Genomic DNA, 24,288 nt, shown 5'->3' with positions numbered 1-24,288 from the left:
CGGCGGCACCGGGGCGGCCGCGCACCTGCCGAGCGAGCCGCTCCGGGCCGCCCGCCGCGCCACGTCCGGACGCCTCCCCCGGGTCCGGGCACCGCCGCCACCAGCAGTGATTCCCGCGCCCGGGGCCGTTGTCAGTGCCCGCCCCTACGCTGTGCCCCATGACCGCCGTGACGCAGCCCACGCCTGGCCCGCAGCCCGTGACCGCCCTGTCCCACGACGAGGCCCGGCGGATCGCGCTGCGGGCCCAGGGCCTGCTGGGCGCCCCGGACCGCCGGGCGGGTGTGCGCGGGGTGCTGCGGCATCTGGGCGCGGTCCAGCTGGACACGATCTCGGTGCTGGCCCGCTCCCACGAGCTGGTCCCCTACGCCCGGCTCGGCGCCGTAGGCCGCACCGCCGTCGAGGCCGCCTACTGGACCACCACTCCCCCGGACGCTCCCGCGCCGCGCCCCCACAGCTTCGAATACTGGTCACACGCGGCCTGCATCCTGCCCATCGAGGAGTGGCCGCACTTCGCCTTCCGCCGCCGCGCCCGCCGTGCCAAGGGCCACCGCTGGCACGTCATGGAGGACTCCGCGCGCTCCTGCGCCGCCGTCCTGGACCGGCTGAAGGCCGACGGCCCGCTGACCACCTCGGAGCTGGGAGGCGGCCGGAAGGGCGGGGAGTGGTGGGACTGGTCCGAGACCAAGATCGCGGTGGAGTGGCTGCTGGACACCGGCGAGGTGGTCTGCACCCGCCGCCGCGCCTGGAAGCGCGTCTACGACCTCGCCGAACGCGCCGTCCCCGACGCCCTGCTCCACGACGACCTGGACGACGCCACATGCATCCGCCGCCTGGTCGCCCAGGCCGGCGCCGCCATGGGGGTGGCCACCCGCGCCGACCTCGCGGACTACCACCGCCTCAAGGCCGAACAGGTCGACGCCGTGATCGCGGACTCCGGGCTGGTCCCGGTCGAGGTGGAGGGCTGGGGCAAGCCCGCCTGGGCCGACCCCGCCGCCCTGGCCGCCCCGCCCCGCGGCCGGCACCGCACCACCCTGCTCTCGCCCTTCGACTCCCTGATCTGGGACCGGCCGCGCACGGAGCGGATCTTCGGCTTCACCCACCGGCTGGAGGCGTATGTCCCGCGCCCCCGGCGGATCCACGGGTACTTCGCGATGCCGCTGCTCGCAGGAGGCCGGCTGGTGGGCCGGGTGGACCCGGCGCGCGAGGGCACCACCCTCGTCGCCCGCCAGGTCTCGATGCGGGACACCAAGGCCGTCACCCCGATGGCCCATGCCCTCCGGGAGGCCGCGGGCTGGGTCGGCTGCGACGACGTACGCGTGGAACGCTGCGCCGACCCGAAGCTGGCCACCGCCCTGCGCACGGAACTCACCCGCACGAGCGACGGGTAGGCCATCGGCCGACGACTCCGGGGGCCGCCCGGCGCCTGGTCACCACGGCGCGGCGCTCCGCCCGGCACCGCGCTGTCGCCCACCGGACCACCCGCCACCACGGCGGGGCCCGCTCACCGGATTTCGAGGATCTTCTCCCGCATCGCGTACACCACCGCTTCCATCCGGGAGTGCAGCTGCAGCTTCTCCAGGATGTTGCGGACGTGGTTCTTCACCGTGTTCTCGGAGATGAAGAGTTCCTTGGCGATGTCGCGGTTGTTCATGCCCGTGGCGACCAGCTTGAGGACCTCCAGTTCACGGTCGGTGAGCCGCGGCGCGGGCACCAGCCTGCGCTCGTCCGTGCGCTGGATCATCGACTTGAACTCCGTCAGGAGCTTGGACGCCATCGACGGGCTGATCTGCGACTGGCCGTCCGCCACCGCGCGGATCGCGGTCGCCACCTCGTCGGTGGAGATCTCCTTGAGGAGGTAGCCGGTGGCGCCGGCCTTGATCGCGTCGTAGAGATCGGCCTCTTCGTCGCTGATCGTCAGCATGATGATCTTCGCGCTGGGGGCGACCTCCTTGATGGAGGTGCACGCCTCGATCCCTCCGCGCTTGGGCATCCGCACGTCCATCAGCACGATGTCGGGCAGCAGATCCGCGGCCTTGTCGACCGCCTCCGCGCCGTCCCCCGCCTCGCCGACGACCTGGATGTCCTCTTCCTGGGCCAGCACGATCTCCAGGCCCCGCCGGAAGAGCGCGTGGTCGTCCACGACCAGGACCCGGATCGGCTCCTGGCGCGGCACGCTGAGGGTCCGGTCGGTGCCGTCGTCACCCCCGGCAGCACTGTGGCCGTCGTCCGCGGTGCCGCGCACGGGCCCAAAACTGTCCCCCACTGGTCCTCCCCGTCAACTACTCGGCCACACGGCCGGAGTTTGCGCATAAGGCTGGTTGACAACAGCCCCCTGCCGACCCGATCAAAGCCATACGACCGTCTCCCCGGCATGTCGCCGTCTCGCGCCCACATACTCCCTGGCCGGCACAAAGACTATACGGCTTCAACTCCTGCCTCCTCCGGGCACGATGGTGCCCCCGGCGTACGCCGGGGGCACCGAGCGGACGGGGTTCAGCCACCCAGCGCGCCGCCTGCGCCGCCGGGCTCCTCTCCCCCGAACAAGTCGGGGTTCAAGTGAATGACGCCGTAGTCATAGGCGTGCCGCCGGTAGACGACACTCGGCAGCTTGGTGTCGGCGTCGACGAAGAGGTAGAAGTCGTGCCCGACCAACTCCATCTCGTTGAGCGCCTGGTCGAGCAGCATCGGCGCGGCCGAGTGGGTCTTCTCGCGGACGACCAGGGGTCCTTCGCCCTGGACGTCGATGCAGCCCATCTTCGTGGTCGGCACCGTCTGGCCGGCCTCGGCGGCGGCCAGTTCTCCGTTGGTGTTCAGGCTCGCGGCGTCCGGCACGCTGACGGCGACCTCACTCGCCGGGATGCGGCCGTTGCCGCGACGCGAGTAGCGCTTGTCGTGCTGCTTGCGCAGCCGCGCCTCGAGCTTCGCGGTGGCCAGATCCAGCGCGGCGTACGGATCCGCTGCGGCGGCCTCGGCCCGGACCACCGGGCCACGGGAGTGGAGGGTGATCTCCACTCGGTCGGAACGGTCGGCCTGCCGCGGGTTGGGCTCCTTGGACACCTCGACGTCCAGGCTGATCACCTTGGCGTCGAGCTTCTGGACTTTGTCCAGCTTCAGCTTCTCGGCCACGTGCTTGCGGAACCGCTCGGGCACCTCTGTTTTGCGGCCCTTGACGACGATGTCCACGCAGAACTCCGTTCCCGGATCGCCCCGCTCATCAGGCGGAGCAATTCCTTCTTGCACCAGGCTCCGGTGGTTGCCGAAGCCTCGGACTTGGCGACTTTCACCTCCTCCTCCCCCGACGACCAGCTCTCCACTCCCCCGTTTTCAGGGTCGGCTCAATTGCCCCTGAACGCATTCATCGCGACATCCGAGGCATAACACCCGCCAAGTCCTCACAACCGAACATAGCTCTCCCGGACGGATGTCGGCACCCCCTCGGAGCCCTCGGCTCCATTTGGGTGACTTTTCCTCCTCGCCTACCCACCGCGTGGTAAAGACACCGCGGCCGCCTCCTCAAGGGCGAAAGCGCTGCGGGGCGCGGCCACCACCGCGGCCCCGGTGACCCGGCCGCCGGCCGCCCTCACCGCCCGGGCCGCCTCGGCGAGGGTGGCCCCCGTGGTCACCAGATCGTCCACCAGCACCACTGACCGCCCCGTCAACAGCCTGCCGGACGCACCCGGCACCTCCAGTGCACCCGCGACGTTCGCCAGCCGCTCCCGGGCACTCAGCCCCGCCTGGTCGGACACCGCACGACGCTGCCGCATGACCGCGAGCACCCGCGCCGCCCCGCCCGACCGCCGCAGCTCCCGCGCCGCCGCCAGCGCCGTCCTGCGCACCGGGTCATGGCCCCGCCCGGCCACGGCTCTCCTGGCCGAAGGCACCGGCACCAGCAGCTGGGGGCTCCCGCCGCACAGCCCCCGCACGGCCCCGGCGAGCACCTCCCCGAGCGACCCGGCCAGCCGCAGGGCGCCCCGCTCCTTGTGTGCCAGCAGCACCGCCCGCACCTCGTCGGCGTACGGCGCCCCGGCCCACACCCGCGGCAGGCCCGCCGGGACCGGCCACGGTCGCACCCGCCGCGGCCCGCGCCCGTCGCGGGCCAGCGCCCGGCGGCACCGTGCGCACAGCTCCGTACGCGGCCGGCCGCACCCCGCACAGTCGACCGGCAGCACCAGACCGGCCAGTTCGCGCCACACCCCCTGCATGACTCCACTGTCCCGCCGTCCACGCCCGGTCACCACCCCTGTGGACAACCGGCCGCGGAGCTGCAGGTCCCCGGAACCGGGCCCCTGTGGACGGGCGGGGCAGCGGACCCGAAGATCAGCGGAAGCAGAACCGGAGGTCAGCGGTACGGGACAGCGCAGCGCGGACCGGATCAGCCGCATGCCGTGCGGGATCGGCGGCCGAGGGCCGCCCGGTCCCGGCCGCCCGGTCCCGGGCAGAAGCCTCCATCACGCGCCCGGCCGCCTGCCCCGGCACCCATCACGGGTCACCGGCCGCCGATCCCCACGGCACCCGGCCACCGCTCACCCCGGATAGACCGGCGCCGTCCCGTCCTTCGCCACGGTCTTCCAGTTCGCGTCCGGAGGCAGCCGCACGATGCCCTCCGTGGCATCGGCGATCAACGGCCTGGTCTCGTCCTCCGAGGCCGCCACCGCGATGACGCCGTTGACGCCGGGCAGGGTCTGCGCGTTCGACGCCGAGCCGTCGGTCTCCATGAACTGCATCTGCTGGACTCCGCCGGACTCCCGCCCGACGACCACCAGCCGGCTGCCGCCCGCCCAGGACGCGGCGACCACGTCCTCCAACTGAGGTGCGATCGGCCGCAGTTCCTGCACGGAGAGCTCCGGATGCGCCGAACTCCCGCCACGCTCGACCCGGCCCAGCTGCAGCGTCGTACGGCCCTTGTCCTCCACCAGGACCGCGATCCGGATGCCGTCGGCGGCCACCTTGATCGCCTTGATCCGCCGGTCGCCGAGGCCGGGCACCGCCACCTTCTCGGGGGCACCCTTGCCCTCGCGCAGCCGCAGCAGCCGCGAGCCGTGCGCGTCGCGGTCCGCGATCCACAGATCGCCCAGGCCGTCCCAGCTCGGTGTGGTGAGCCCCGTATCGGGGTTCTTGGCCGCGCCCGTACTGGTCAGCAGCGGATCACCGCGCCCGATGCCGTCTTCCAAGGCCGCCACGTACAACGACCGGCCGTCGCTCGACACACCGGCCGCGGTGTCCTCGCCGCGCGAGATGGCGACCGAGCGCAGCGGGGTCTTGCCCGTGCCGAACGGCCCGCGCACCGGCATGGGTTCGGTGGCCGAGTCCGACATGCCGACGACCTTGTGGTCGGCGTCGATGAAGTACTCCTTGCCCGAGCCCCCGATGGTCGGGGACGGCGCGAAGTCGCGCTCGGCCTGTTCCTGGGACAGCGCGCACAGCGCGCTGCCGCTGTCGTCCTCCAGCTCCACCTCACTGATCTTCGAAGCCCGCGTCATGTCCTGGACGGTGAAGAAGAGCTGAGCCGCCATCTGCTTGCACTGCGCGGCGTCGGTGTTCACCGCACCCTTGCTGAGCTTGACCCGCAGCGCGTTGGAGTCGTCCAGCGCCAGGTCGTGCGCGGCGAGCCGGGTGCCGGTCGGGAAGGCCGAAGTCGTCACGTGGTTCAGCCAGTCGGTCGGCCCGGACAGCAGCGCCTCCACGCTGGAGGTGATCGGCTTTATTCGCTGCCGCAGGTAGACGGGGTCCGCGACGAGCACGTTCCGGCCCGCCTTCGGCTCCCCCGACTCCGAGTTGTAGGACGCGAAGTAGTACTTGTTGACGGAGCGGTAGATGCGCTGGAAGTCGGACAGCCCGAGCACCAGCCCGTTGGGCAGCCGGTCGATGCGCCACTGGCCGCCCTCCTTGATGAGGTGGATCGTCTGGCGGTACGGCCGCTCCTCGGGGGTGTAGGCGTGGTTGTCGTCCACCGCCGCCACCTGGCTGCCGGAGAGGGTGACCGTGTACCCGTTCGCGTCCTCCCGGTTGGGCAGGGATTTCGGCTCGGGCTTCGGGCGCTCCTGGAGCACATTGGTCACCTGGAACGGCCGCCAGGTCCGCCTGGCCGACTTGGCCAGGTACTGGGTGGCCGTACGGAAGTCCGCCTCGTCACTGGTCGTGGCGTCGAGGAAGCTGCGCACGATGTTGGTCGGCTGCGCGCCGTCCTGCGGGGGAACGCCGTAGACCCGCACCTGCGACTCGCCCTCGGAACGCGGCGACTGGTCGACGGCCGTGACGTCGCCGCTGTCGGGCATGGACGCGCACCCGGCCAGCAGCGCCGCCGCACAGCCGAGCAGCAGCGCCTTCCGCGCCGGCCCGGCTCCCCTGCGAGCCCGCCCACGGGACCCGGTGCCCTCCCCGCGCTCGCCTCCGCGCTCAGTTCCCACGCAGCCCGCCTTCCCGATCCACGCCCCGTTCGGCTTCCTGCTCGGTCCCGCCCTCGCGGTCCGGCTCATCGGTGCGCGCGCTGTCGCCGTGCGCCGCCTCTTCGCTCCGTACGCCCCCGCTCCGCGGCACCACACGGGCGCCGCTTCCGGGCAGCGCCACCGGGTCGACGGCCGGCCAGGACACCTTCGGCTCCGGAGCCGGAACCGCCATGTCACCCGCCTCCGGGGCACGCGCCTGCACCGGGATCGTGGACGTCTTGTGCTCCGCCCCGGCCTTCGGCTGCCCCGTCCCGTCCAGTCCGCGGTGGCGCCGCGAGTCCTCCGGCTCCAGGGGGATCGGGGACCCGCGCAGCGTCTCACCGGCCGTACGGGGCAGCGTCAGCCGGAACTGCGAGCCGCCGCCCGGCTCCCCCCAGGCCTGCAGCCAGCCGCCGTGCAGCCTGGCGTCCTCGACGGCGATGGACAGGCCCAGGCCCGTACCGCCGGTCGTCCGGGCCCGGGCCGGGTCCGCCCGCCAGAAACGGTTGAAGACGCGGGCCGCCTCGCCGGGCTTGAGGCCGACACCGTAGTCACGCACCGCGACGGCCACCGCGCCGCCGCTGCGGCTGCCCGCGGACGCCAGCCGGACCACCACGTCACGGCCCTCGCCGTGCTCGACGGCGTTGACGACGAGATTGCGGAGTATCCGCTCCACCCGGCGGGTGTCGGCCTCGGCGATCACGGGCTGCTCGGCGCCGCGCACCACTATCCGGGTGCCCTTGCGCTCGGCGAGCGGCTCGGCCCCCTCGATGACGCGGTGCACCACATCGCGCAGATCGATCGGCTCGGCCTCCAGCGCGGCCGCCCCGGCGTCGAACCGGCTGATCTCCAGCAGCTCCGCCAGCAGGGATTCGAAGCGGTCGAGCTGGCCGCGCAGCAGCTCGGCGGAGCGCGCGGTGACGGGGTCGAACTCGTCCCGCACGTCGTGGATGACGTCGGCCGCCATCCGGACGGTCGTCAGCGGCGTACGCAGCTCGTGCGAGACGTCGGAGACGAACCGGCGCTGCATCCGCGAGAGCTCCTCCAGCTGCTGGATCTTGACCTGGAGGTTCTGCGCCATCTTGTTGAAGGACTCGCCCAGCCGGGCGATGTCGTCCTCGCCGGTGACCTTCATCCGCTCCTGGAGGAGGCCGGCGGCCAGCCGCTCGGAGATCCCCGCGGCCATCCGTACGGGCGTGACGACCTGCCGGACCACCAGCCAGGCGATCGCGCCGAGCAGGATGACGACGAAGACACCGGCGGTCGCCAGCGTCCCCGTGACCAGCTTGAGCGACTCCTCCTCCTGGCTGAACGGGAAGAGGTAGTAGAGCTGGTACTGGTTGCTGTTCACGTCGTTCAGCCGCTTGCCGATGATCAGCGCCGACACGCCGTCGTCCGACCCGATGCGCTTGATCTCGGTGTACTGGCGGAACGTCCCGGACTTGGTCTCCAGCTTCCGCCGCAGTTCGGGCGGCACGCTCCGCTCGGGATCGACGTCGCCGGAGGCGCGCGGGCCACGGGTGCCGGGGCTGGAGTCGCCGAACGGCTCGTCGGAGTCGGAGCTGAGCGCCACGACGGAGAAGACGCCCTGCCCGCCGCTGGCGAGCTGTTCGACCAGGCCGGTCAGCCAGGTCGCGGAGTCCTGGGTGCCGCGGTTGCCGGTGCGCGCGGTGTCGTCGGGCCGGGTGTCGTCGGCGCCGTCGGCCATCTTCTGGGCGACGCTGAAGCCGCCCACGGCCTGGCTCTGCGCGGCCTGCGCCTTGGCCGTGAGCAGGCCGTTGCGGACCTGGCCGACGACCACCACACCGAGCAGCAGCACCACGGCCAGCGACATCAGCAGCGTGGTCGCCACCACCCGCAGCTGGATGTTGCGGCGCCACAGCCGCAGGGCCGGCAGCAGCGGCCGCCGCACCCAGCGGCTGAACAGCCGGAGCAGGGGGTGGACCGGACCGCTCACCGCGCCGTCGGGCAGCAGCTGCCCACCGCGCAGCAACCAGGCCCACACCCTCCCCGAAAAGGACATATCACCCGCCGGGCCGACGGCGCGCCCCCGCTTTCCCTCCGGGGCCGAACCGTCCCGGGTCATCTCAGCTGGGCCCGGCCTTGTAGCCGACCCCACGCACGGTCACCACGATCTCCGGCCGCTCCGGGTCCTTCTCGACCTTGGAGCGCAGCCGCTGCACATGGACGTTGACCAGCCGGGTGTCGGCGGCGTGCCGGTAGCCCCAGACCTGCTCGAGCAGCACCTCGCGCGTGAACACCTGCCACGGCTTGCGCGCCAGCGCCACCAGCAGATCGAACTCCAGCGGGGTCAGGGCGATCGACTGCCCCTCGCGCTTCACCGAGTGGCCCGCCACATCGATGACCAGGTCACCGATGGCCAGCTGCTCGGGCGCCGGCTCCTCCGAACGCCGCAGGCGCGCCCTGATACGGGCCACCAGCTCCTTGGGCTTGAACGGCTTGACGATGTAGTCGTCCGCGCCCGATTCGAGCCCGACCACCACGTCCACCGTGTCGCTCTTGGCGGTCAGCATGACGATCGGTACGCCGGACTCGGCCCGGATCAGCCGGCACACCTCGATACCGTCCCGGCCCGGCAGCATCAGGTCGAGCAGGACAAGATCGGGCTTGGTCTCGCGGAAGGCCGCAAGGGCCTTGTCACCGTCCGACACAAACGACGGCTCAAAGCCTTCGCCGCGCAGCACGATGCCGAGCATCTCCGCCAGTGCGGTGTCGTCATCGACGACCAGGACGCGTCCCTTCATTCGGCCATCATCCCATTACCTGATCGTGACTTACTCCATCGTGATGTGGAACACACCTCTGCCAGCCCGTTCCGGGTCACCGGCGACACCACTCCGGCCTCCGTGACGATCGCCGTCACCAGCTCCGCCGGAGTGACGTCGAAGGCCGGGTTGTAGGCCTGTGCGCCCAGCGGAGCCACCGGTATACCGGTGCCCGCCTCCGCCCCGGGCCCCTGCGCATACGGCAACGAGAACTCCGTCACTTCATGCCCCGGCCGCTGCTCCACCTCGATGTCCGACCCCTCCTCGGTCTCCAGATCCACTGTGCTGGTCGGGGCCACCACCACGAACGGAACGTGGTGGTACCGCGCCAGGACCGCCAGGGGATAGCTGCCGACCTTGTTCGCCACCGATCCGTCCGCCGCGATCCGGTCCGCGCCGATCAGCACCGCATCCACCTCGCCCCCGGCGAACAGCGACCCTGCCGCGCCGTCCGGGAGCACCGTGTACGCCATACCCGTCCGGGCCGCCTCGTAGGCGGTCAGCCGCGCTCCCTGCAGCAGCGGCCGCGTCTCGTCCACCCAGAGACGGCGCAGCTCACCGGCGCGGTGCGCCGCCAGCGCCACCGCCAGGGCGGTGCCCTCGCCCCCGGACACCAGTGCCCCGGAGTTGCAGTGCGTGAGGATCCGGTGACCGCCGCCCGGCAGCAGCTCGCCCAGCAGCTCCAACCCGTGCGCCGCCATCCGCGCACTGGCCTCGATGTCCTCGTCGTGCACGGCCCGCGCCTCGGCCAGCGCCGCTGCCGCCTGGGCATCGGGTCCCCCGGCCGCGGCGGCGCGGTACGCGGCAGCGGCCCGCCGTACGCCCCAGCCCAGATTGACCGCGGTCGGCCGGGCCTGCGCCAGCGCCTCCGCCGCCTCTTCCACGTCGAAGCCCCGCACCGCGGCCAGCGCGACGCCGTAGGCGCCGGCGATGCCCAGCAGCGGCGCCCCGCGCACGGCCAGCGTCCGGATCGCCTGCACCAGCGCCGGGACGTCCGTGCAGACAAGCTCGACCTCCTCGACCGGCAGCCGGGTCTGATCAAGGAGGACCACGACGGGCCCCTCGGGCGGCTCCTGCCAGCGCAACGCCGGAATGGTGAGCGCCTCGACGCCCGCCTCGGATACCTCGTACTGATCGCCCATTCGTTCAGTCTGCCGCCGATCGCCCCTCCAGCAGAAGGTCTCCTCGCACTCCGGGCACCGGTACACAACGGCGACAGCCATGACACGATGACTGCCACCGCGGACCCCGGACCCCGACCGCCCCGGCGGACGGGCAGCAAGAAGGAGCGACGATGAACAACTCTCCGGGCTGGGCTTCGCCCGGATCCGCCTCCTCCGACGAGCCGGGCCGCGGCACTCAGGAGCAGCCCCCGCAGGAAGACCAGAACGGCTCCGGCGAGCAGTCGCCCCCACCGAACTGGTCCAAGGAACAGCCGCCTTCCGGCCAGTGGTCGGCCCCCGCCGGCATCCCCGGCCAGAGCGGCCCCCACGGGACCGGCGGCCGCGCCCGTGCCTCGTCGCCCGCAGCGGGCGGTCCCGGCTGGGGCGGTCCCTCCGGCCAGTGGGGCGGCCACCCCGGCAACCAGCCCCCTTGGGGCGGCGCCTGGGCACCGGTGCCGCAGGCCGCCAAACCCGGCGTCATCCCGCTGCGCCCGCTGGCCGTCGGTGAGATCCTCGACGGCGCGGTCGCCACCATGCGTGCCCACTGGCGCACGGTCCTCGGGATCTCGCTGATCGTCGCGATCGTCGCCCAGACCGCCATCACCGCCGTCACCGGCATCTGGTTCCAGGGCTCCGGCCGGGAGCCCTCGCTGTCGAGCGACAATGTTCCGCCGCTCCGCCAGACGCTGCAGGACATGGGCAATTCGCTCGCCGCCAGCGGCATCACCTCGGCGATCGGGCTCCTCGCCACCATCGTCGTCACCGGGCTCCTGACCATGGTCGTGAGCCGTGCCGTCCTGGGCCGCTCGGTGACCGCCGGGGAAGCCTGGCGGGACGCACGCCCCCAACTCCCCCGCCTGCTCGGCCTGCTCGTCCTGCTGCCCCTGATCATCATGGCGATCGTCACGGTCGGCATGGCTCCCGGCCTGATCCTCATCGCGACCGGCACCGGCGCGCTGGAAGCGGGCCTGCTCCTCACCCTGCTCGGCGGGCTGGCCGCCTGCGTGGTGAGTGTCTGGCTGGGCGTCCGCTACAGCCTCGCCTCTCCCGCCCTGATGCTGGAGAAGCAGGGCGTCATCCCCGCCATGCGCCGCTCCGCGAAGCTCGTACGGGGCAGTTGGTGGCGTGTACTGGGGGTGCAGCTCCTCGCTTTCCTCCTGGTGGGCATCGTCGAGTTCATCATCCAGATCCCGGCCACCATCGTCGCCTTCCTCGTCGGCGGCGAGAGCCTCATGGACTGGGCGAACGGCACCAGCAACACCACCGGCTGGTCGTTCCTGATCGTGCTGGGCATCGGAGCCGTCATCAGCTCCACCATCACCTTCCCGATCACCGCCGGCGTCACCGCGCTCCTGTACGTGGACCAGCGCATCCGCCGCGAGGCACTCGACCTCGAACTCGCCCGCGCCGCCGGCCTCCCCGGCTACGACTCCGACGCTCCCGCCACGTCCCCGGCCACCCCCGCTCCCGCGACCGCCGGCCCTCAGCCCACCGCTGCCGCTCCGGCCCCCGCCGACGCCCCTGCGGACCGAGCGGAGGCCGGCAACTCCTCGCCGGACAGCCCCAGTACAGGCGGCTCGCCGAAGGACGGCACCGAAGCAGACACCCCCCAGTCGGGCACGACCGCCACCGGCAACTCGGCGCCCGCGGACGCCACGGCCACCGGCACCACACCCGCCGACGGGCCGCGCCCCGACGACACCGCGCCGGGAAGCTGATGCGGTGACCAGAGGGGGGAACATGACCGCGCTCGGACGCCTCATGGCGCGCTCCGACGACGACATACCGGTGCGGACTCCGCGCGTCCCCGCCCGCGAGGCGGCGGAACGCGAGCTGTCCGATCCCCGGTACCACCAGCACGACCCCAACCCGGTCCAGCAGGCCCTCGATTGGCTCTGGGCACGCATCGACGACCTCTTCACCGCGGCCGCCGGCACCACACCGGGAGGCTGGATCGGGCTCCTGGCCATCGCCGCCTTCGTCGTTCTGCTGCTCGTCGCCCTCCGGCTGCGGCTCGGTGCGGTGCGACGCACCCCGACCACCGGGGGCACGCTCTTCACCGAAACACCCCGTACCGCCGCCGAACACCGCTCAGCCGCGGCCCGGCACGCCGCCGAGGCCCACTGGAGCCAGGCGATCCAGGACCGCATGCGCGCCCTCGTCCTCGCCCTGGAAGAGCGCACACTGCTCACTCCCGGCCCCGGCCGCACCGCTGACGAAGCCTCCGCCGAAGCCGGCCGGGCCTTTCCCGCGTACGCCGACCGGCTCCGCACCGCGGCCCGCACCTTCGACGACGTCACATACGGCGGCCGCCCCGGAACGGAAGAGGCGTACACCCTCCTGACCGCCCTCGACACCGACCTGCAGCACGCCAAGCCGGCCCTGGCCACCACCCCGACCGGGAGCCACGGATGACGACGACCGCCCAGGCCGCCCCTGCGCCCGCGCGCACCGCTCGTGGCCCGTGGGCCCGGTCCCGCGGCCCGCTGCTCGCGCTCCTCCTGCTCGTCGTCAGCGGTGTGGTCCTGGGCGCCCTGCAGTCCGGCGAACAGCACGGACGGCTCGACCCCCGCTCCGCGGACCGGACGGGGAGCCGGGCCCTCTCCCAACTCCTCGCCGCCCAGGGCGTCTCCACCCAGGTCGTGACCACCTCCGAGGAGGCAGCCGCGGCGGCCGGCCCCGGCACCACCCTGCTCGTCACCGACCCCGACGTGCTGACGCCTGATCAGCTGACGGGCCTGCACACCGCGACCTCCCACACTCCCGGCCGCACCGTTCTGCTCGCCCCTGGCGCGGCGCCCCTCGAAACCTTCGCCCCCGGTGTCCGGGTGAAGTCCCCCGCCGGTGTCTCGGTACGCCCGCCCTCCTGTGCCCTGCCCGAGGCCCGCCGCGCGGGAAGCGTCCTCCTCGGCGGCCTCCGCTACGTCACCGACGTCACCGGAGCCGACCGCTGCTACCCCGGCGGCGGCCGCCCCTCCCTGCTGCGCCTGCCGGCCCCCGGCAGCGCCCGCGACACCGTCCTCCTCGGCTCCGCCGACCTCCTCTACAACCACCATCTCGCCGAGCACGGCAACGCCTCGCTCGCCCTTCAACTCCTCGGCACGCACAAGCATCTGATCTGGTACCTCCCCTCCGTGAGCGACCCGTCATCCGCTCAGGACGACCAGCCCGGCTTCTTCGGCCTCATCCCTTCCGGCTGGCGCTGGGCCCTGCTCCAGCTCGTTCTCGCCGCCGTGTTCACCGCCCTGTGGCGCGCCCGTCGCCTCGGCCCCCTGGTCGCGGAAAAGCTCCCCGTCACCGTCCCTGCCGCCGAGACCACCGAAGGCCACGCCCGCCTCTACGAGCAGGCCAACGCCCGCGACCGGGCCGCTGACGTGCTGCGCTCCGCAACTCGCACGCGCCTCGCCCCCCTCCTCGGAGTGTCCTCGGCGCACGCCCACACTGCCGACATCCTCCTGCCTGCCGTCCACGCCCACTTGGCCTCCGCCCCCGGCGCCGGAGCAGACCTCCCTGTCCTGCTCTTCGGCACTGCTCCCGCGGACGACAAGGCCCTGGTGCACTTGGCCGACCAACTCGACGCACTCGAATCATCGATCGTTTCCCAAGAGAGGCACGCCCCCCGTGAGCACCCCGACCGCTGACAGCGCCCGAACCTCCCTGGAGGATCTGCGCACCGAGATAGCCAAGGCCGTCGTCGGCCAGGACCCCGCCGTCACCGGGCTGGTCGTCGCACTCCTCTGCCGCGGTCATGTGCTTCTCGAAGGCGCCCCCGGCGTCGCCAAGACCCTGCTCGTCCGCGCCCTGTCGGCCGCCCTCGAACTCGACACCAAACGCGTCCAGTTCACCCCCGACCTGATGCCGAGCGATGTCACCGGCTCACTGGTCTACGACGCCCGCAGCTCGGAGTTCTCCTTCCAGCCGGGCCCCGTCTTCACCAACCTCCTGCTGGCCGACGAGATCAACCGCACGCCTCCGAAAACCCAGGCGTCCCTGCTCGAGGCCATGGAGGAGCGGCAGGTGACCGTCGACGGCACGGCCCGTCCCCTCCCCGAGCCGTTCCTGGTGGCCGCCACCCAGAACCCCGTGGAGTACGAGGGCACCTATCCGCTCCCCGAGGCCCAACTCGACCGCTTCCTGCTGAAGCTGACGGTGCCGCTTCCCGCCCGCCAGGACGAGATAGACATCCTCACGCGCCACGCCGCCGGCTTCAGCCCACGCGATCTCGGTGCCGCGGGGCTCCGCCCCGTCGCCTCGACCGCCGACCTCGATGCCGCCCGGGCCGCGGTCGCCAAGACCGCCGTCTCCTCCGAAGTCACCGGCTATATCGTCGATATCTGCCGTGCCACCCGCGAGTCCCCCTCACTCTCACTCGGCGTCTCCCCCCGAGGCGCCACCGCCCTGCTCTCCACGTCACGTGCCTGGGCCTGGCTCACCGGCCGCGACTATGTCACCCCCGACGACGTCAAGGCCCTTGCCCTTCCCACGCTCCGCCACCGCGTCCAGCTCCGCCCGGAAGCGGAGATGGAAGGAGTCACCGCAGACTCCGTGATCAACGCCGTTCTCGCTCATCTCCCCGTCCCCCGCTGAGACGACACCGTGGCCCTCACCGGACGCACCGCCCTCATCTCCGCACTTGGAGCCCTCTTCGTCGGCTTCGTGCTGCCCAGCTGGCTCGGCATCCTCACCGTCCAACTCGCCTTGCTGCTAGCAATCCTGTGCGATCTCGCACTCGCCGCGCCAGTGCGAAAGCTCCATATCACCCGAACCGGTGACACAACAGTTCGACTAACGGGAGAGGCCGCCACGCACCTCACCGTCACCAACCCGAGCCGCCGCACCCTGCGTGCCCAGATCCGTGACGCCTGGCCCCCCAGCTCCTTCCACCCCGGCACGGAGGTCCCCGCGTCCCGCCACACCGTGCGCATCCCCGCCGCCGAACGCCGCCGCCTCACCACGACGCTCCGCCCCACCCGCCGCGGCGATCACCACGCGGTCCGCGTCACCGTCCGTTCCCACGGACCGCTCGGCCTGGCCGCGCGGCAGGGAAGCCGGCACGTCCCCTGGACGCTGCGCGTCCTGCCCCCCTTCACCAGCCGCAAGCACCTCCCCGCCAAGCTCGCCCGCCTCCGTGAACTCGACGGTCGCACCAGCGTCCTCACCCGCGGTGAGGGCACCGAGTTCGACAGCCTCCGCGATTACACGCCCGGCGACGACACCCGCTCCATCGACTGGCGCGCCACCGCCCGCCGGCAGAACCTCGCCGTCCGCACCTGGCGCCCCGAACGCGACCGGCGCATCCTGCTCGTCCTGGAGACCGGCCGTACCTCCGCCGGCCGCGTCGGCGACATCCCCCGTCTCGACGCCTCGATGGACGCCGCCCTGCTGCTGGGCGCCCTCGCCGCCCGCGCCGGCGACCGCGTGGACCTGCTCGCCTACGACCGCCGCATACGCGCCTCCGTTCAGGGCCGCACCGCCCGCGACGTCCTCCCGGCCCTGACCGAGGCCCTGGCACCCCTCGAATCCGAACTGGTCGAGGCGGATGCCCGTGGCCTGGCCGCCACCATCCACCGCCGCACCCGGCGCCGGTCCCTCATCGTCCTCTTCACCGGCCTGGACGCAGCTCCCGTGGAGGAGGCCCTGCTGCCCGTCCTCCCCAGCCTCACCCAGCGCAACGAACTCATCGTCGCGGCCGTGGCCGACCCCCGCATCGAGGAAATGGCCGCCGGCCGTCACACCCCGCAGGCCGTCTACGCGGCCGCCGCCGCGGAACAGACCCACGCCGCCCGCCGCCGCACCGCCGACCGCCTCCGCCACCACGGCATCACCGTCATCGACTCCACCCCCACCCACCTGGCCCCCGACCTCGCCGACGCCTACCTCGCCCTGAAGTCCGCCGGCCGCCTGTAACACCGCGCCCGGCACCAGCCCACACCTCCGTCCTACCGAACTCGGAGGAACTCCCGGGCTCCACGCAGCCGTGTACGTACCCGCCGCTGTGTGGCCCTGCTGTCGAGACGGACGTCGAGAGCCCCGGGGATACGGGCGTCCGCCCGGCACCCAGCAGCCAGCCGGGTCGCATCGAGCCCATCACGTTGGGCAATGAGCACGCCGAGTTCGTGACGGCTGAGAGCATCCGCCCCCGCGAGGTGGAACATCCCGGCCTGTTCGGACATCGCGAGTTCCCACAAAGCACGGGCCAGATCGTCGACATGGACGGGGCAGCGGAAGTCATCGGTGAACAGGACTCCCTCTCCAGTACCGGTAGCCAGAGCATGCACCATGCGCTCATGCCCGGAACCTCCGTGCCCGATGATCAATGACGTGCGGGCAACCGCAGCGCCCGGCACCAGGAGTCGCACAGCGGTCTCAGCGGCCGCCTTTGCCGCGCCATACGGGGTGACCGGGTCGGGCTGACAAGCCTCGTCATAGTGAATCCGCGAACCGGAGAACACGGCATCACTGGAGACATGGACCAGCCGACAGCCCCTTCTCATCGCAGCCATCGCCACATGAACCGAGCCGTCAGCGGTGACCGCCCAGTCGCTCCCTCCGCTCGTCGCATTCATGACGACAGTGGGGGCAACCGCAGCCAACACCTCATCAATGTGCTCGGGCATGCGAAGGTCGAGCTGGTACCACGCAACCCCGGAAAGGTCGCCGGGACGGGAACAGTACGTCGCAGCCGTATCCCAGCCGGCAGCGGTCGCCCGACGCGCAAGTTCCGTCCCAAGAAACCCACTGCCGCCGATGATCAGGACCCTCATGGCGCTCATGGCGCCCCACCGTAGGCCACTCACCACCCGACGCCGGCTGCATCACGTAAAAAGGTCCCGCTCAGGAGCCGGATCCTACGGCCGCGGGTCGAATGGGCCCGGAACGCAGAAAGGCCCCGCACCATACGGTGCGGGGCCTCCCCACAATGATTGTTCGGCGGCGTCCTACTCTCCCACAGGGTCCCCCCTGCAGTACCATCGGCGCTGAAAGGCTTAGCTTCCGGGTTCGGAATGTAACCGGGCGTTTCCCTAACGCAATGACCACCGAAACACTATGAAGATATCAACCCGGACATGACACAGGTCGTTACTTCAGAACCTACACAGTGGACGCGAGCAACTGAGGACAAGCCCTCGGCCTATTAGTACCAGTCAACTCCACCCGTTACCGGGCTTCCATATCTGGCCTATCAACCCAGTCGTCTACTGGGAGCCTTAACCCCTCAAGGGGGTGGGAGCCCTCATCTCGAAGCAGGCTTCCCGCTTAGATGCTTTCAGCGGTTATCCTTTCCGAACGTAGCCAACCAGCCATGCCCTTGGCAGGACAACTGGCACACCAGAGGTTCGTCCGTCCCGGTCCTCTCGTACTAGGGACAGCCCTTCTCAAGACTCCTACGCGCACAGCGGATAGGGACCGAACTGTCTCACGACGTTCTAAACCCAGCTCGCGTACCGCTTTAATGGGCGAACAGCCCAACCCTTGGGACCGACTCCAGCCCCAGGATGCGACGAGCCGACATCGAGGTGCCAAACCATCCCGTCGATATGGACTCTTGGGGAAGATCAGCCTGTTATCCCCGGGGTACCTTTTATCCGTTGAGCGACGGCGCTTCCACAAGCCACCGCCGGATCACTAGTCCCTACTTTCGTACCTGCTCGACCCGTCAGTCTCACAGTCAAGCTCCCTTGTGCACTTACACTCAACACCTGATTGCCAACCAGGCTGAGGGAACCTTTGGGCGCCTCCGTTACCCTTTAGGAGGCAACCGCCCCAGTTAAACTACCCACCAGACACTGTCCCTGATCCGGATCACGGACCCAGGTTAGACATCCAGCACGACCAGAGTGGTATTTCAACAATGACTCCACAACCACTGGCGTGATTGCTTCAAAGTCTCCCACCTATCCTACACAAGCCGAACCGAACACCAATATCAAGCTATAGTAAAGGTCCCGGGGTCTTTCCGTCCTGCTGCGCGAAACGAGCATCTTTACTCGTAATGCAATTTCACCGGGCCTATGGTTGAGACAGTCGAGAAGTCGTTACGCCATTCGTGCAGGTCGGAACTTACCCGACAAGGAATTTCGCTACCTTAGGATGGTTATAGTTACCACCGCCGTTTACTGGCGCTTAAGTTCTCAGCTTCGCCGACCCGAAGGTCGACTAACCGGTCCCCTTAACGTTCCAGCACCGGGCAGGCGTCAGTCCGTATACATCGCCTTACGGCTTCGCACGGACCTGTGTTTTTAGTAAACAGTCGCTTCTCGCTGGTCTCTGCGGCCACCACCAGCTCAGAGTGCAAGACTCATCACCAGCAATGGCCCCCCTTCTCCCGAAGTTACGGGGGCATTTTGCCGAGTTCCTTAACCATAGTTCACCCGAACGCCTCGGTATTCTCTACCTGACCACCTGAGTCGGTTTAGGGTACGGGCCGCCATGAAACTCGCTAGAGGCTTTTCTCGACAGCATAGGATCATCCACTTCACCACAATCGGCTCGGCATCAGGTCTCAGGCTTCAAGCTGTCCGGATTTGCCTAGACAGCGCCCTACACCCTTACCCCGGGACAACCACCGCCCGGGCTGGACTACCTTCCTGCGTCACCCCATCGCTTACCTACTACCACCTTGGATCGGCGGCTCCACCACGTCCCTTCGTCCGAAGACTCCAGGCCGGCTTCACGGCCTTAGCATTAATGGATTCGATATTGGGCGTTTCAAAGCGGGTACCGGAATATCAACCGGTTGTCCATCGACTACGCCTGTCGGCCTCGCCTTAGGTCCCGACTTACCCTGGGCAGATCAGCTTGACCCAGGAACCCTTAGTCAATCGGCGCACACGTTTCCCACGTGTGTATCGCTACTCATGCCTGCATTCTCACTCGTGAACCGTCCACAACTCGTTTCCACGGCTGCTTCACCCGGCACACGACGCTCCCCTACCCAACACAGCCTCCGTTAGGAGTATTACTGCATTGACACGACTTCGGCGGTGTGCTTGAGCCCCGCTACATTGTCGGCGCGGAATCACTTGACCAGTGAGCTATTACGCACTCTTTCAAGGGTGGCTGCTTCTAAGCCAACCTCCTGGTTGTCTCTGCGACTCCACATCCTTTCCCACTTAGCACACGCTTAGGGGCCTTAGTCGATGCTCTGGGCTGTTTCCCTCTCGACCATGGAGCTTATCCCCCACAGTCTCACTGCCGCGCTCTCACTTACCGGCATTCGGAGTTTGGCTAAGGTCAGTAACCCGGTAGGGCCCATCGCCTATCCAGTGCTCTACCTCCGGCAAGAAACACACGACGCTGCACCTAAATGCATTTCGGGGAGAACCAGCTATCACGGAGTTTGATTGGCCTTTCACCCCTAACCACAGGTCATCCCCCAGGTTTTCAACCCTGGTGGGTTCGGTCCTCCACGAAGTCTTACCTCCGCTTCAACCTGCCCATGGCTAGATCACTCCGCTTCGGGTCTTGGGCACGCTACTCAACGCCCTCTTCGGACTCGCTTTCGCTACGGCTTCCCCACACGGGTTAACCTCGCAACATACCGCAAACTCGCAGGCTCATTCTTCAAAAGGCACGCAGTCACGACACAAGGACAAGTCCTTGTGCGACGCTCCCACGGCTTGTAGGCACACGGTTTCAGGTACTATTTCACTCCGCTCCCGCGGTACTTTTCACCATTCCCTCACGGTACTATCCGCTATCGGTCACCAGGGAATATTTAGGCTTAACGGGTGGTCCCGCCAGATTCACACGGGATTTCTCGGGCCCCGTGCTACTTGGGTGTCTCTTAAACGAGCCGTTGATGTTTCAGCTACGGGGGTCTTACCCTCTACGCCGGACCTTTCGCATGTCCTTCGCCTACACCAACGGTTTCTGACTCGTCCCACAGCCGGCAGACTGCAGAAAAGAGATCCCACAACCCCAGCCACGCAACCCCTGCCGGGTATCACACGTAACTGGTTTGGCCTCATCCGGTTTCGCTCGCCACTACTCCCGGAATCACGGTTGTTTTCTCTTCCTGCGGGTACTGAGATGTTTCACTTCCCCGCGTTCCCTCCACACTGCCTATGTGTTCAGCAGCGGGTGACAGCCCATGACGACTGCCGGGTTTCCCCATTCGGACACCCCCGGATCAAAGCTCGGTTGACAGCTCCCCGGGGCCTATCGCGGCCTCCCACGTCCTTCATCGGTTCCTGGTGCCAAGGCATCCACCGTGCGCCCTTAAAAACTTGGCCACAGATGCTCGCGTCCACTGTGCAGTTCTCAAGCAACGACCAGCCACCCACCACCCCAACCCGAAGGCTGAGTTCACTGGGGCCGGCATCGCGAAGGTCCAGACTCAACAGTCCGTACCCTCAGATACCCAACAACGTGCCCGGCCCACTCGACCTCCCGGATGCGTTCCACGCCGAAGCAGTACTAACTTCCAGAGAATCAAGTGTGCCGAATAGTCAACGTTCCACCCATGAGCTATCCACCGTCGGACGTTTGCCGACGTAGTGGCTCTGGACAACCTTGCGGCCGTCTAGATGCTCCTTAGAAAGGAGGTGATCCAGCCGCACCTTCCGGTACGGCTACCTTGTTACGACTTCGTCCCAATCGCCAGTCCCACCTTCGACGATTCCCTCCCACAAGGGGTTGGGCCACCGGCTTCGGGTGTTACCGACTTTCGTGACGTGACGGGCGGTGTGTACAAGGCCCGGGAACGTATTCACCGCAGCAATGCTGATCTGCGATTACTAGCAACTCCGACTTCATGGGGTCGAGTTGCAGACCCCAATCCGAACTGAGACCGGCTTTTTGAGATTCGCTCCACCTCGCGGTATCGCAGCTCATTGTACCGGCCATTGTAGCACGTGTGCAGCCCAAGACATAAGGGGCATGATGACTTGACGTCGTCCCCACCTTCCTCCGAGTTGACCCCGGCAGTCTCCTGTGAGTCCCCATCACCCCGAAGGGCATGCTGGCAACACAGAACAAGGGTTGCGCTCGTTGCGGGACTTAACCCAACATCTCACGACACGAGCTGACGACAGCCATGCACCACCTGTACACCGACCACAAGGGGGACCCTGTCTCCAGGGTTTTCCGGTGTATGTCAAGCCTTGGTAAGGTTCTTCGCGTTGCGTCGAATTAAGCCACATGCTCCGCTGCTTGTGCGGGCCCCCGTCAATTCCTTTGAGTTTTAGCCTTGCGGCCGTACTCCCCAGGCGGGGAACTTAATGCGTTAGCTGCGGCACGGACGACGTGGAATGTCGCCCACACCTAGTTCCCAACGTTTACGGCGTGGACTACCAGGGTATCTAATCCTGTTCGCTCCCCACGCTTTCGCTCCTCAGCGTCAGTATCGGCCCAGAGATCCGCCTTCGCCACCGGTGTTCCTCCTGATATCTGCGCATTTCACCGCTACACCAGGAATTCCGATCTCCCCTACCGAACTCTAGCCTGCCCGTATCGAATGCAGACCCGGGGTTAAGCCCCGGGCTTTCACATCCGACGTGACAAGCCGCCTACGAGCTCTTTACGCCCAATAATTCCGGACAACGCTTGCGCCCTACGTATTACCGCGGCTGCTGGCACGTAGTTAGCCGGCGCTTCTTCTGCAGGTACCGTCACTCTCGCTTCTTCCCTGCTGAAAGAGGTTTACAACCCGAAGGCCGTCATCCCTCACGCGGCGTCGCTGCATCAGGCTTTCGCCCATTGTGCAATATTCCCCACTGCTGCCTCCCGTAGGAGTCTGGGCCGTGTCTCAGTCCCAGTGTGGCCGGTCGCCCTCTCAGGCCGGCTACCCGTCGTCGCCTTGGTAGGCCATCACCCCACCAACAAGCTGATAGGCCGCGGGCTCATCCTTCACCGCCGGAGCTTTCCACCACCAGACCATGCGGTCGGAGGTCGTATCCGGTATTAGACCCCGTTTCCAGGGCTTGTCCCAGAGTGAAGGGCAGATTGCCCACGTGTTACTCACCCGTTCGCCACTAATCCCCTCCCGAAGGAGGTTCATCGTTCGACTTGCATGTGTTAAGCACGCCGCCAGCGTTCGTCCTGAGCCAGGATCAAACTCTCCGTGAATGTTTACCCGTAATCGGGTCAACACACACGAGAGCGGAACAACCAGACGGAATAGGTCCGGTCGTTCACAGCGTCCTCGCTGTGTGTGCCACCCCGACCCATGGGGCCGTGGTGGGCTTTTCAAAGGAACCTCATCCACCGGAATGTTCCGGCGGACGGGGTATCAACATATCTGGCGTTGACTTTTGGCACGCTGTTGAGTTCTCAAGGAACGGACGCTTCCTTTGTGCCTGTTTCACCAGGCTCTCCGGGCGCTTCCCTTCGGTCTTGCGTTTCCGACTCTATCAGATCCTCGCGGTCCTGATTTTCGCCGGTGCGTTTCCGCCTTTCGGCTTCTTCGCGTTTCCAACCTTACCAGATCCGTTTCCGTCTCCGGCGCCCTGTTGGAGCGGGCCAGGCCGTCCGGCTTTCGCTTTCCGGCCTTTCCGACTCTATCAGATCCGTTTCGTTCCGTTGCCGGTCCGAATTCGTTTCCGAATCCCCATCGGAGGGGGCTGCCTTTTGGCTTTTCCGACTTTATCAGAAGGCATTCGGTCGAATTAAATCGGCCGGGGCTTCCGGATATGCGGTCGGTTGCGCCTCGCCGAATGGAAATTCCGGCCGAAGCGGAGGAGAGACTACCCGTCGCTCCTGAACTTGTCCAGTTCGTTGCAACCGTTCGAATCTACCTCCCCCAGATGCTCGTGTCAACGGGCTTCTGGGGCGGAGAGGAGATTAGCAGGTCAGCGGGGCTCGATGCACATCACGCGGCGGTCGGGAGAGTGGCTTCGCGGTCGGTGAGGTCCACGTCGCCGGTGGCGCCGGCGCGTACGGCGCGGCCGCCCAGGACGTAGACGTACAGGAGGAAGGCCGCTTCGGCGGTGATGCCGATGCCTATGCGGGCCCAGGTGGGGAGGCCGGACGGAGTGACGAAGCCTTCCAGGGCGCCGGAGACGAAGAGGACCGCGGCGAGTCCGATGGCGACGCCGAGGGCCGAGCGGCCTTCTTGGGCCAGGGCGGTCCGGCGGGTGCGGGGGCCCGGGTCGATGACGGTCCAGCCCAGGCGGAGACCGATGCCGGCCGCGATGAAGACGGCGGTCAGTTCGAGGAGGCCGTGCGGAAGGATCAGGCCGAGGAAGGTGTCGAGGCGGCCGGCCGAGGACATCAGGCCGATGCCGACGCCCAGGTTGAGCATGTTCTGGAAGAGGATCCACAGGACGGGCAGGCCGGCGAAGGCACCGAGTACCAGGCACAGGGCGACGGCCTGGGCGTTGTTCGTCCATACCTGGGCGGCGAAGGACGCGGCGGGATGGCTGGAGTAGTACGTCTCGTACTCGCCGCCGGGGCGGGTCATGTTGCGCAGGTCGTCGGGGGCGCCGATCGCGGCCTGGATCTCGGGGTGGGCGGCGATCCACCAGCCGAGGAGGGCGGCGACCGCGGTGGAGAGGATCGCGGTCGGGATCCACCAGTGGCGCAGGCGGTAGAGCGCGGCGGGGAAGGCCGTGGTGAAGAAGTGGGCGGCGTCGCGCCAGGAGGCCTTGCGGGCGCCGGTGACCGCGCTGCGGGCGCGGGCCACGAGGGAGGTGAGGCGGCCGGTCAGCACCGGGTCCGGGGCGCTGGAGAGGAGGAGGGAGAGGTGGGTGGTGGTGCGTTGGTACAGGGTGACCAGTTCGTCGGCCTCGGCTCCGGTGAGGCGCCGTTTGCGGTGGAGCAGGGTGTCGAGCCGGTCCCACTCGGCGCCGTGGGCCGTGACGAAGACATCGAGGTCCATCGGGTGTCGCTCCTCGCAGCGCCGTGGGTGGGGGCCGGATCAGCTTGGCAGACTGGCGGTGCCCGGCGTGGGGCGGGCGGGAGTTCGGCGGTCGA

The 24,288-nt window shown here is 68.7% G+C and carries 14 protein-coding genes, 3 rRNA genes and 1 pseudogene; 6 read left to right on the top strand and 12 right to left on the bottom strand.

The annotated features are described in order from the left end of the window. Positions 1 to 158: 158 nt before the first annotated feature. Positions 159 to 1,388 (top strand): winged helix-turn-helix domain-containing protein, encoded by a 1,230-nt coding sequence (locus tag K7396_RS22565; protein ID WP_086719436.1) that lies wholly within the window; start codon positions 159 to 161, stop codon positions 1,386 to 1,388. A 113-nt stretch (positions 1,389 to 1,501) separates the two neighbouring features. Here K7396_RS22565 and K7396_RS22560 read toward each other — a convergent pair whose 3' ends face one another. The 7 genes and pseudogenes from K7396_RS22560 to mtnA all read right to left on the bottom strand — a co-directional run bounded on the left by K7396_RS22560 (position 1,502) and on the right by mtnA (position 10,353). Next, a complete protein-coding gene (locus K7396_RS22560; protein ID WP_086719437.1) occupies positions 1,502 to 2,263 on the bottom strand; it encodes a response regulator in 762 nt (253 codons plus the stop codon). Positions 2,264 to 2,493: 230 nt separating this feature from the next. Beyond that, a complete protein-coding gene (hpf, locus tag K7396_RS22555) occupies positions 2,494 to 3,183 on the bottom strand; it encodes a ribosome hibernation-promoting factor, HPF/YfiA family (protein ID WP_086719438.1) in 690 nt (229 codons plus the stop codon). 293 nt (positions 3,184 to 3,476) lie between these two features. Next, a complete protein-coding gene (locus K7396_RS22550) occupies positions 3,477 to 4,202 on the bottom strand; it encodes a ComF family protein (RefSeq protein ID WP_086719440.1) in 726 nt (241 codons plus the stop codon). 321 nt (positions 4,203 to 4,523) lie between these two features. Beyond that, positions 4,524 to 6,407, bottom strand: a pseudogene (locus K7396_RS22545) (LpqB family beta-propeller domain-containing protein); the annotation flags it as partial. Then, positions 6,397 to 8,418, bottom strand: a complete 2,022-nt coding sequence (gene mtrB, locus K7396_RS22540) for an MtrAB system histidine kinase MtrB (protein WP_086719442.1) — start codon at positions 8,416 to 8,418, stop codon at positions 6,397 to 6,399. The gene mtrB and the pseudogene K7396_RS22545, both read right to left, overlap by 11 nt. Positions 8,419 to 8,512: 94 nt before the next feature. Beyond that, positions 8,513 to 9,190, bottom strand: a complete 678-nt coding sequence (gene mtrA / locus K7396_RS22535) for a two-component system response regulator MtrA (protein ID WP_086719443.1) — start codon at positions 9,188 to 9,190, stop codon at positions 8,513 to 8,515. Further along, entirely contained in the window at positions 9,187 to 10,353 is a 1,167-nt protein-coding gene (mtnA, locus tag K7396_RS22530; protein WP_086719444.1) for an S-methyl-5-thioribose-1-phosphate isomerase, read from the bottom strand. The genes mtrA and mtnA overlap by 4 nt, the downstream gene beginning before the upstream one ends. Before the next feature lie 152 nt (positions 10,354 to 10,505). Here mtnA and K7396_RS22525 point away from each other — a divergent pair, with 152 nt between their 5' ends. The 5 genes from K7396_RS22525 to K7396_RS22505 are packed head-to-tail and all read left to right on the top strand — an operon-like array spanning position 10,506 to position 16,281. Continuing rightward, a complete protein-coding gene (locus K7396_RS22525) occupies positions 10,506 to 12,092 on the top strand; it encodes a DUF7544 domain-containing protein (protein ID WP_086719445.1) in 1,587 nt (528 codons plus the stop codon). Between the two features lie 22 nt (positions 12,093 to 12,114). Then, positions 12,115 to 12,789, top strand: a complete 675-nt coding sequence (locus K7396_RS22520) for a DUF4129 domain-containing protein (RefSeq protein ID WP_086719446.1) — start codon at positions 12,115 to 12,117, stop codon at positions 12,787 to 12,789. Next, entirely contained in the window at positions 12,786 to 14,015 is a 1,230-nt protein-coding gene (locus tag K7396_RS22515) for a DUF4350 domain-containing protein (RefSeq protein WP_086719447.1), read from the top strand. The genes K7396_RS22520 and K7396_RS22515 overlap by 4 nt, the downstream gene beginning before the upstream one ends. Continuing rightward, positions 13,996 to 14,961: an AAA family ATPase gene (locus K7396_RS22510; RefSeq protein ID WP_086719448.1), complete on the top strand. Its 966-nt coding sequence runs from the start codon at positions 13,996 to 13,998 to the stop codon at positions 14,959 to 14,961. Before K7396_RS22515 ends, K7396_RS22510 begins: the two co-directional genes overlap by 20 nt. A 9-nt stretch (positions 14,962 to 14,970) precedes the next feature. Then, positions 14,971 to 16,281, top strand: coding sequence for a DUF58 domain-containing protein (locus K7396_RS22505; protein ID WP_152105182.1), 1,311 nt, complete (start codon positions 14,971 to 14,973; stop codon positions 16,279 to 16,281). Between the two features lie 32 nt (positions 16,282 to 16,313). Here the strand turns inward: K7396_RS22505 and K7396_RS22500 are convergent, their stop codons facing one another. The 5 genes from K7396_RS22500 to K7396_RS22480 all read right to left on the bottom strand — a co-directional run bounded on the left by K7396_RS22500 (position 16,314) and on the right by K7396_RS22480 (position 24,193). Continuing rightward, entirely contained in the window at positions 16,314 to 17,138 is an 825-nt protein-coding gene (locus K7396_RS22500) for an SDR family oxidoreductase (RefSeq protein ID WP_152105188.1), read from the bottom strand. 161 nt (positions 17,139 to 17,299) lie between these two features. After that, positions 17,300 to 17,416: ribosomal RNA gene (gene rrf / locus K7396_RS22495) — 5S ribosomal RNA — on the bottom strand. A gap of 73 nt (positions 17,417 to 17,489) precedes the next feature. Next, positions 17,490 to 20,609: ribosomal RNA gene (locus tag K7396_RS22490) — 23S ribosomal RNA — on the bottom strand. Positions 20,610 to 20,914: 305 nt separating this feature from the next. Continuing rightward, positions 20,915 to 22,443 (bottom strand): 16S ribosomal RNA (locus tag K7396_RS22485). The 16S, 23S and 5S rRNA genes sit together here, the layout of an rRNA operon. Before the next feature lie 742 nt (positions 22,444 to 23,185). Then, complete coding sequence (locus K7396_RS22480; RefSeq protein WP_086721640.1) at positions 23,186 to 24,193, bottom strand: stage II sporulation protein M; 1,008 nt, start codon at positions 24,191 to 24,193, stop codon at positions 23,186 to 23,188. Between the last annotated feature and the right edge of the window lie 95 nt (positions 24,194 to 24,288).

The sequence above is a fragment of the Streptomyces angustmyceticus genome (genome assembly GCF_019933235.1).
In the GTDB taxonomy this organism is placed as follows: domain Bacteria; phylum Actinomycetota; class Actinomycetes; order Streptomycetales; family Streptomycetaceae; genus Streptomyces; species Streptomyces angustmyceticus.
The sequence above is the reverse complement of the archived record's forward strand: the minus strand, read 5'-3'. Positions and strand labels throughout refer to the sequence as shown.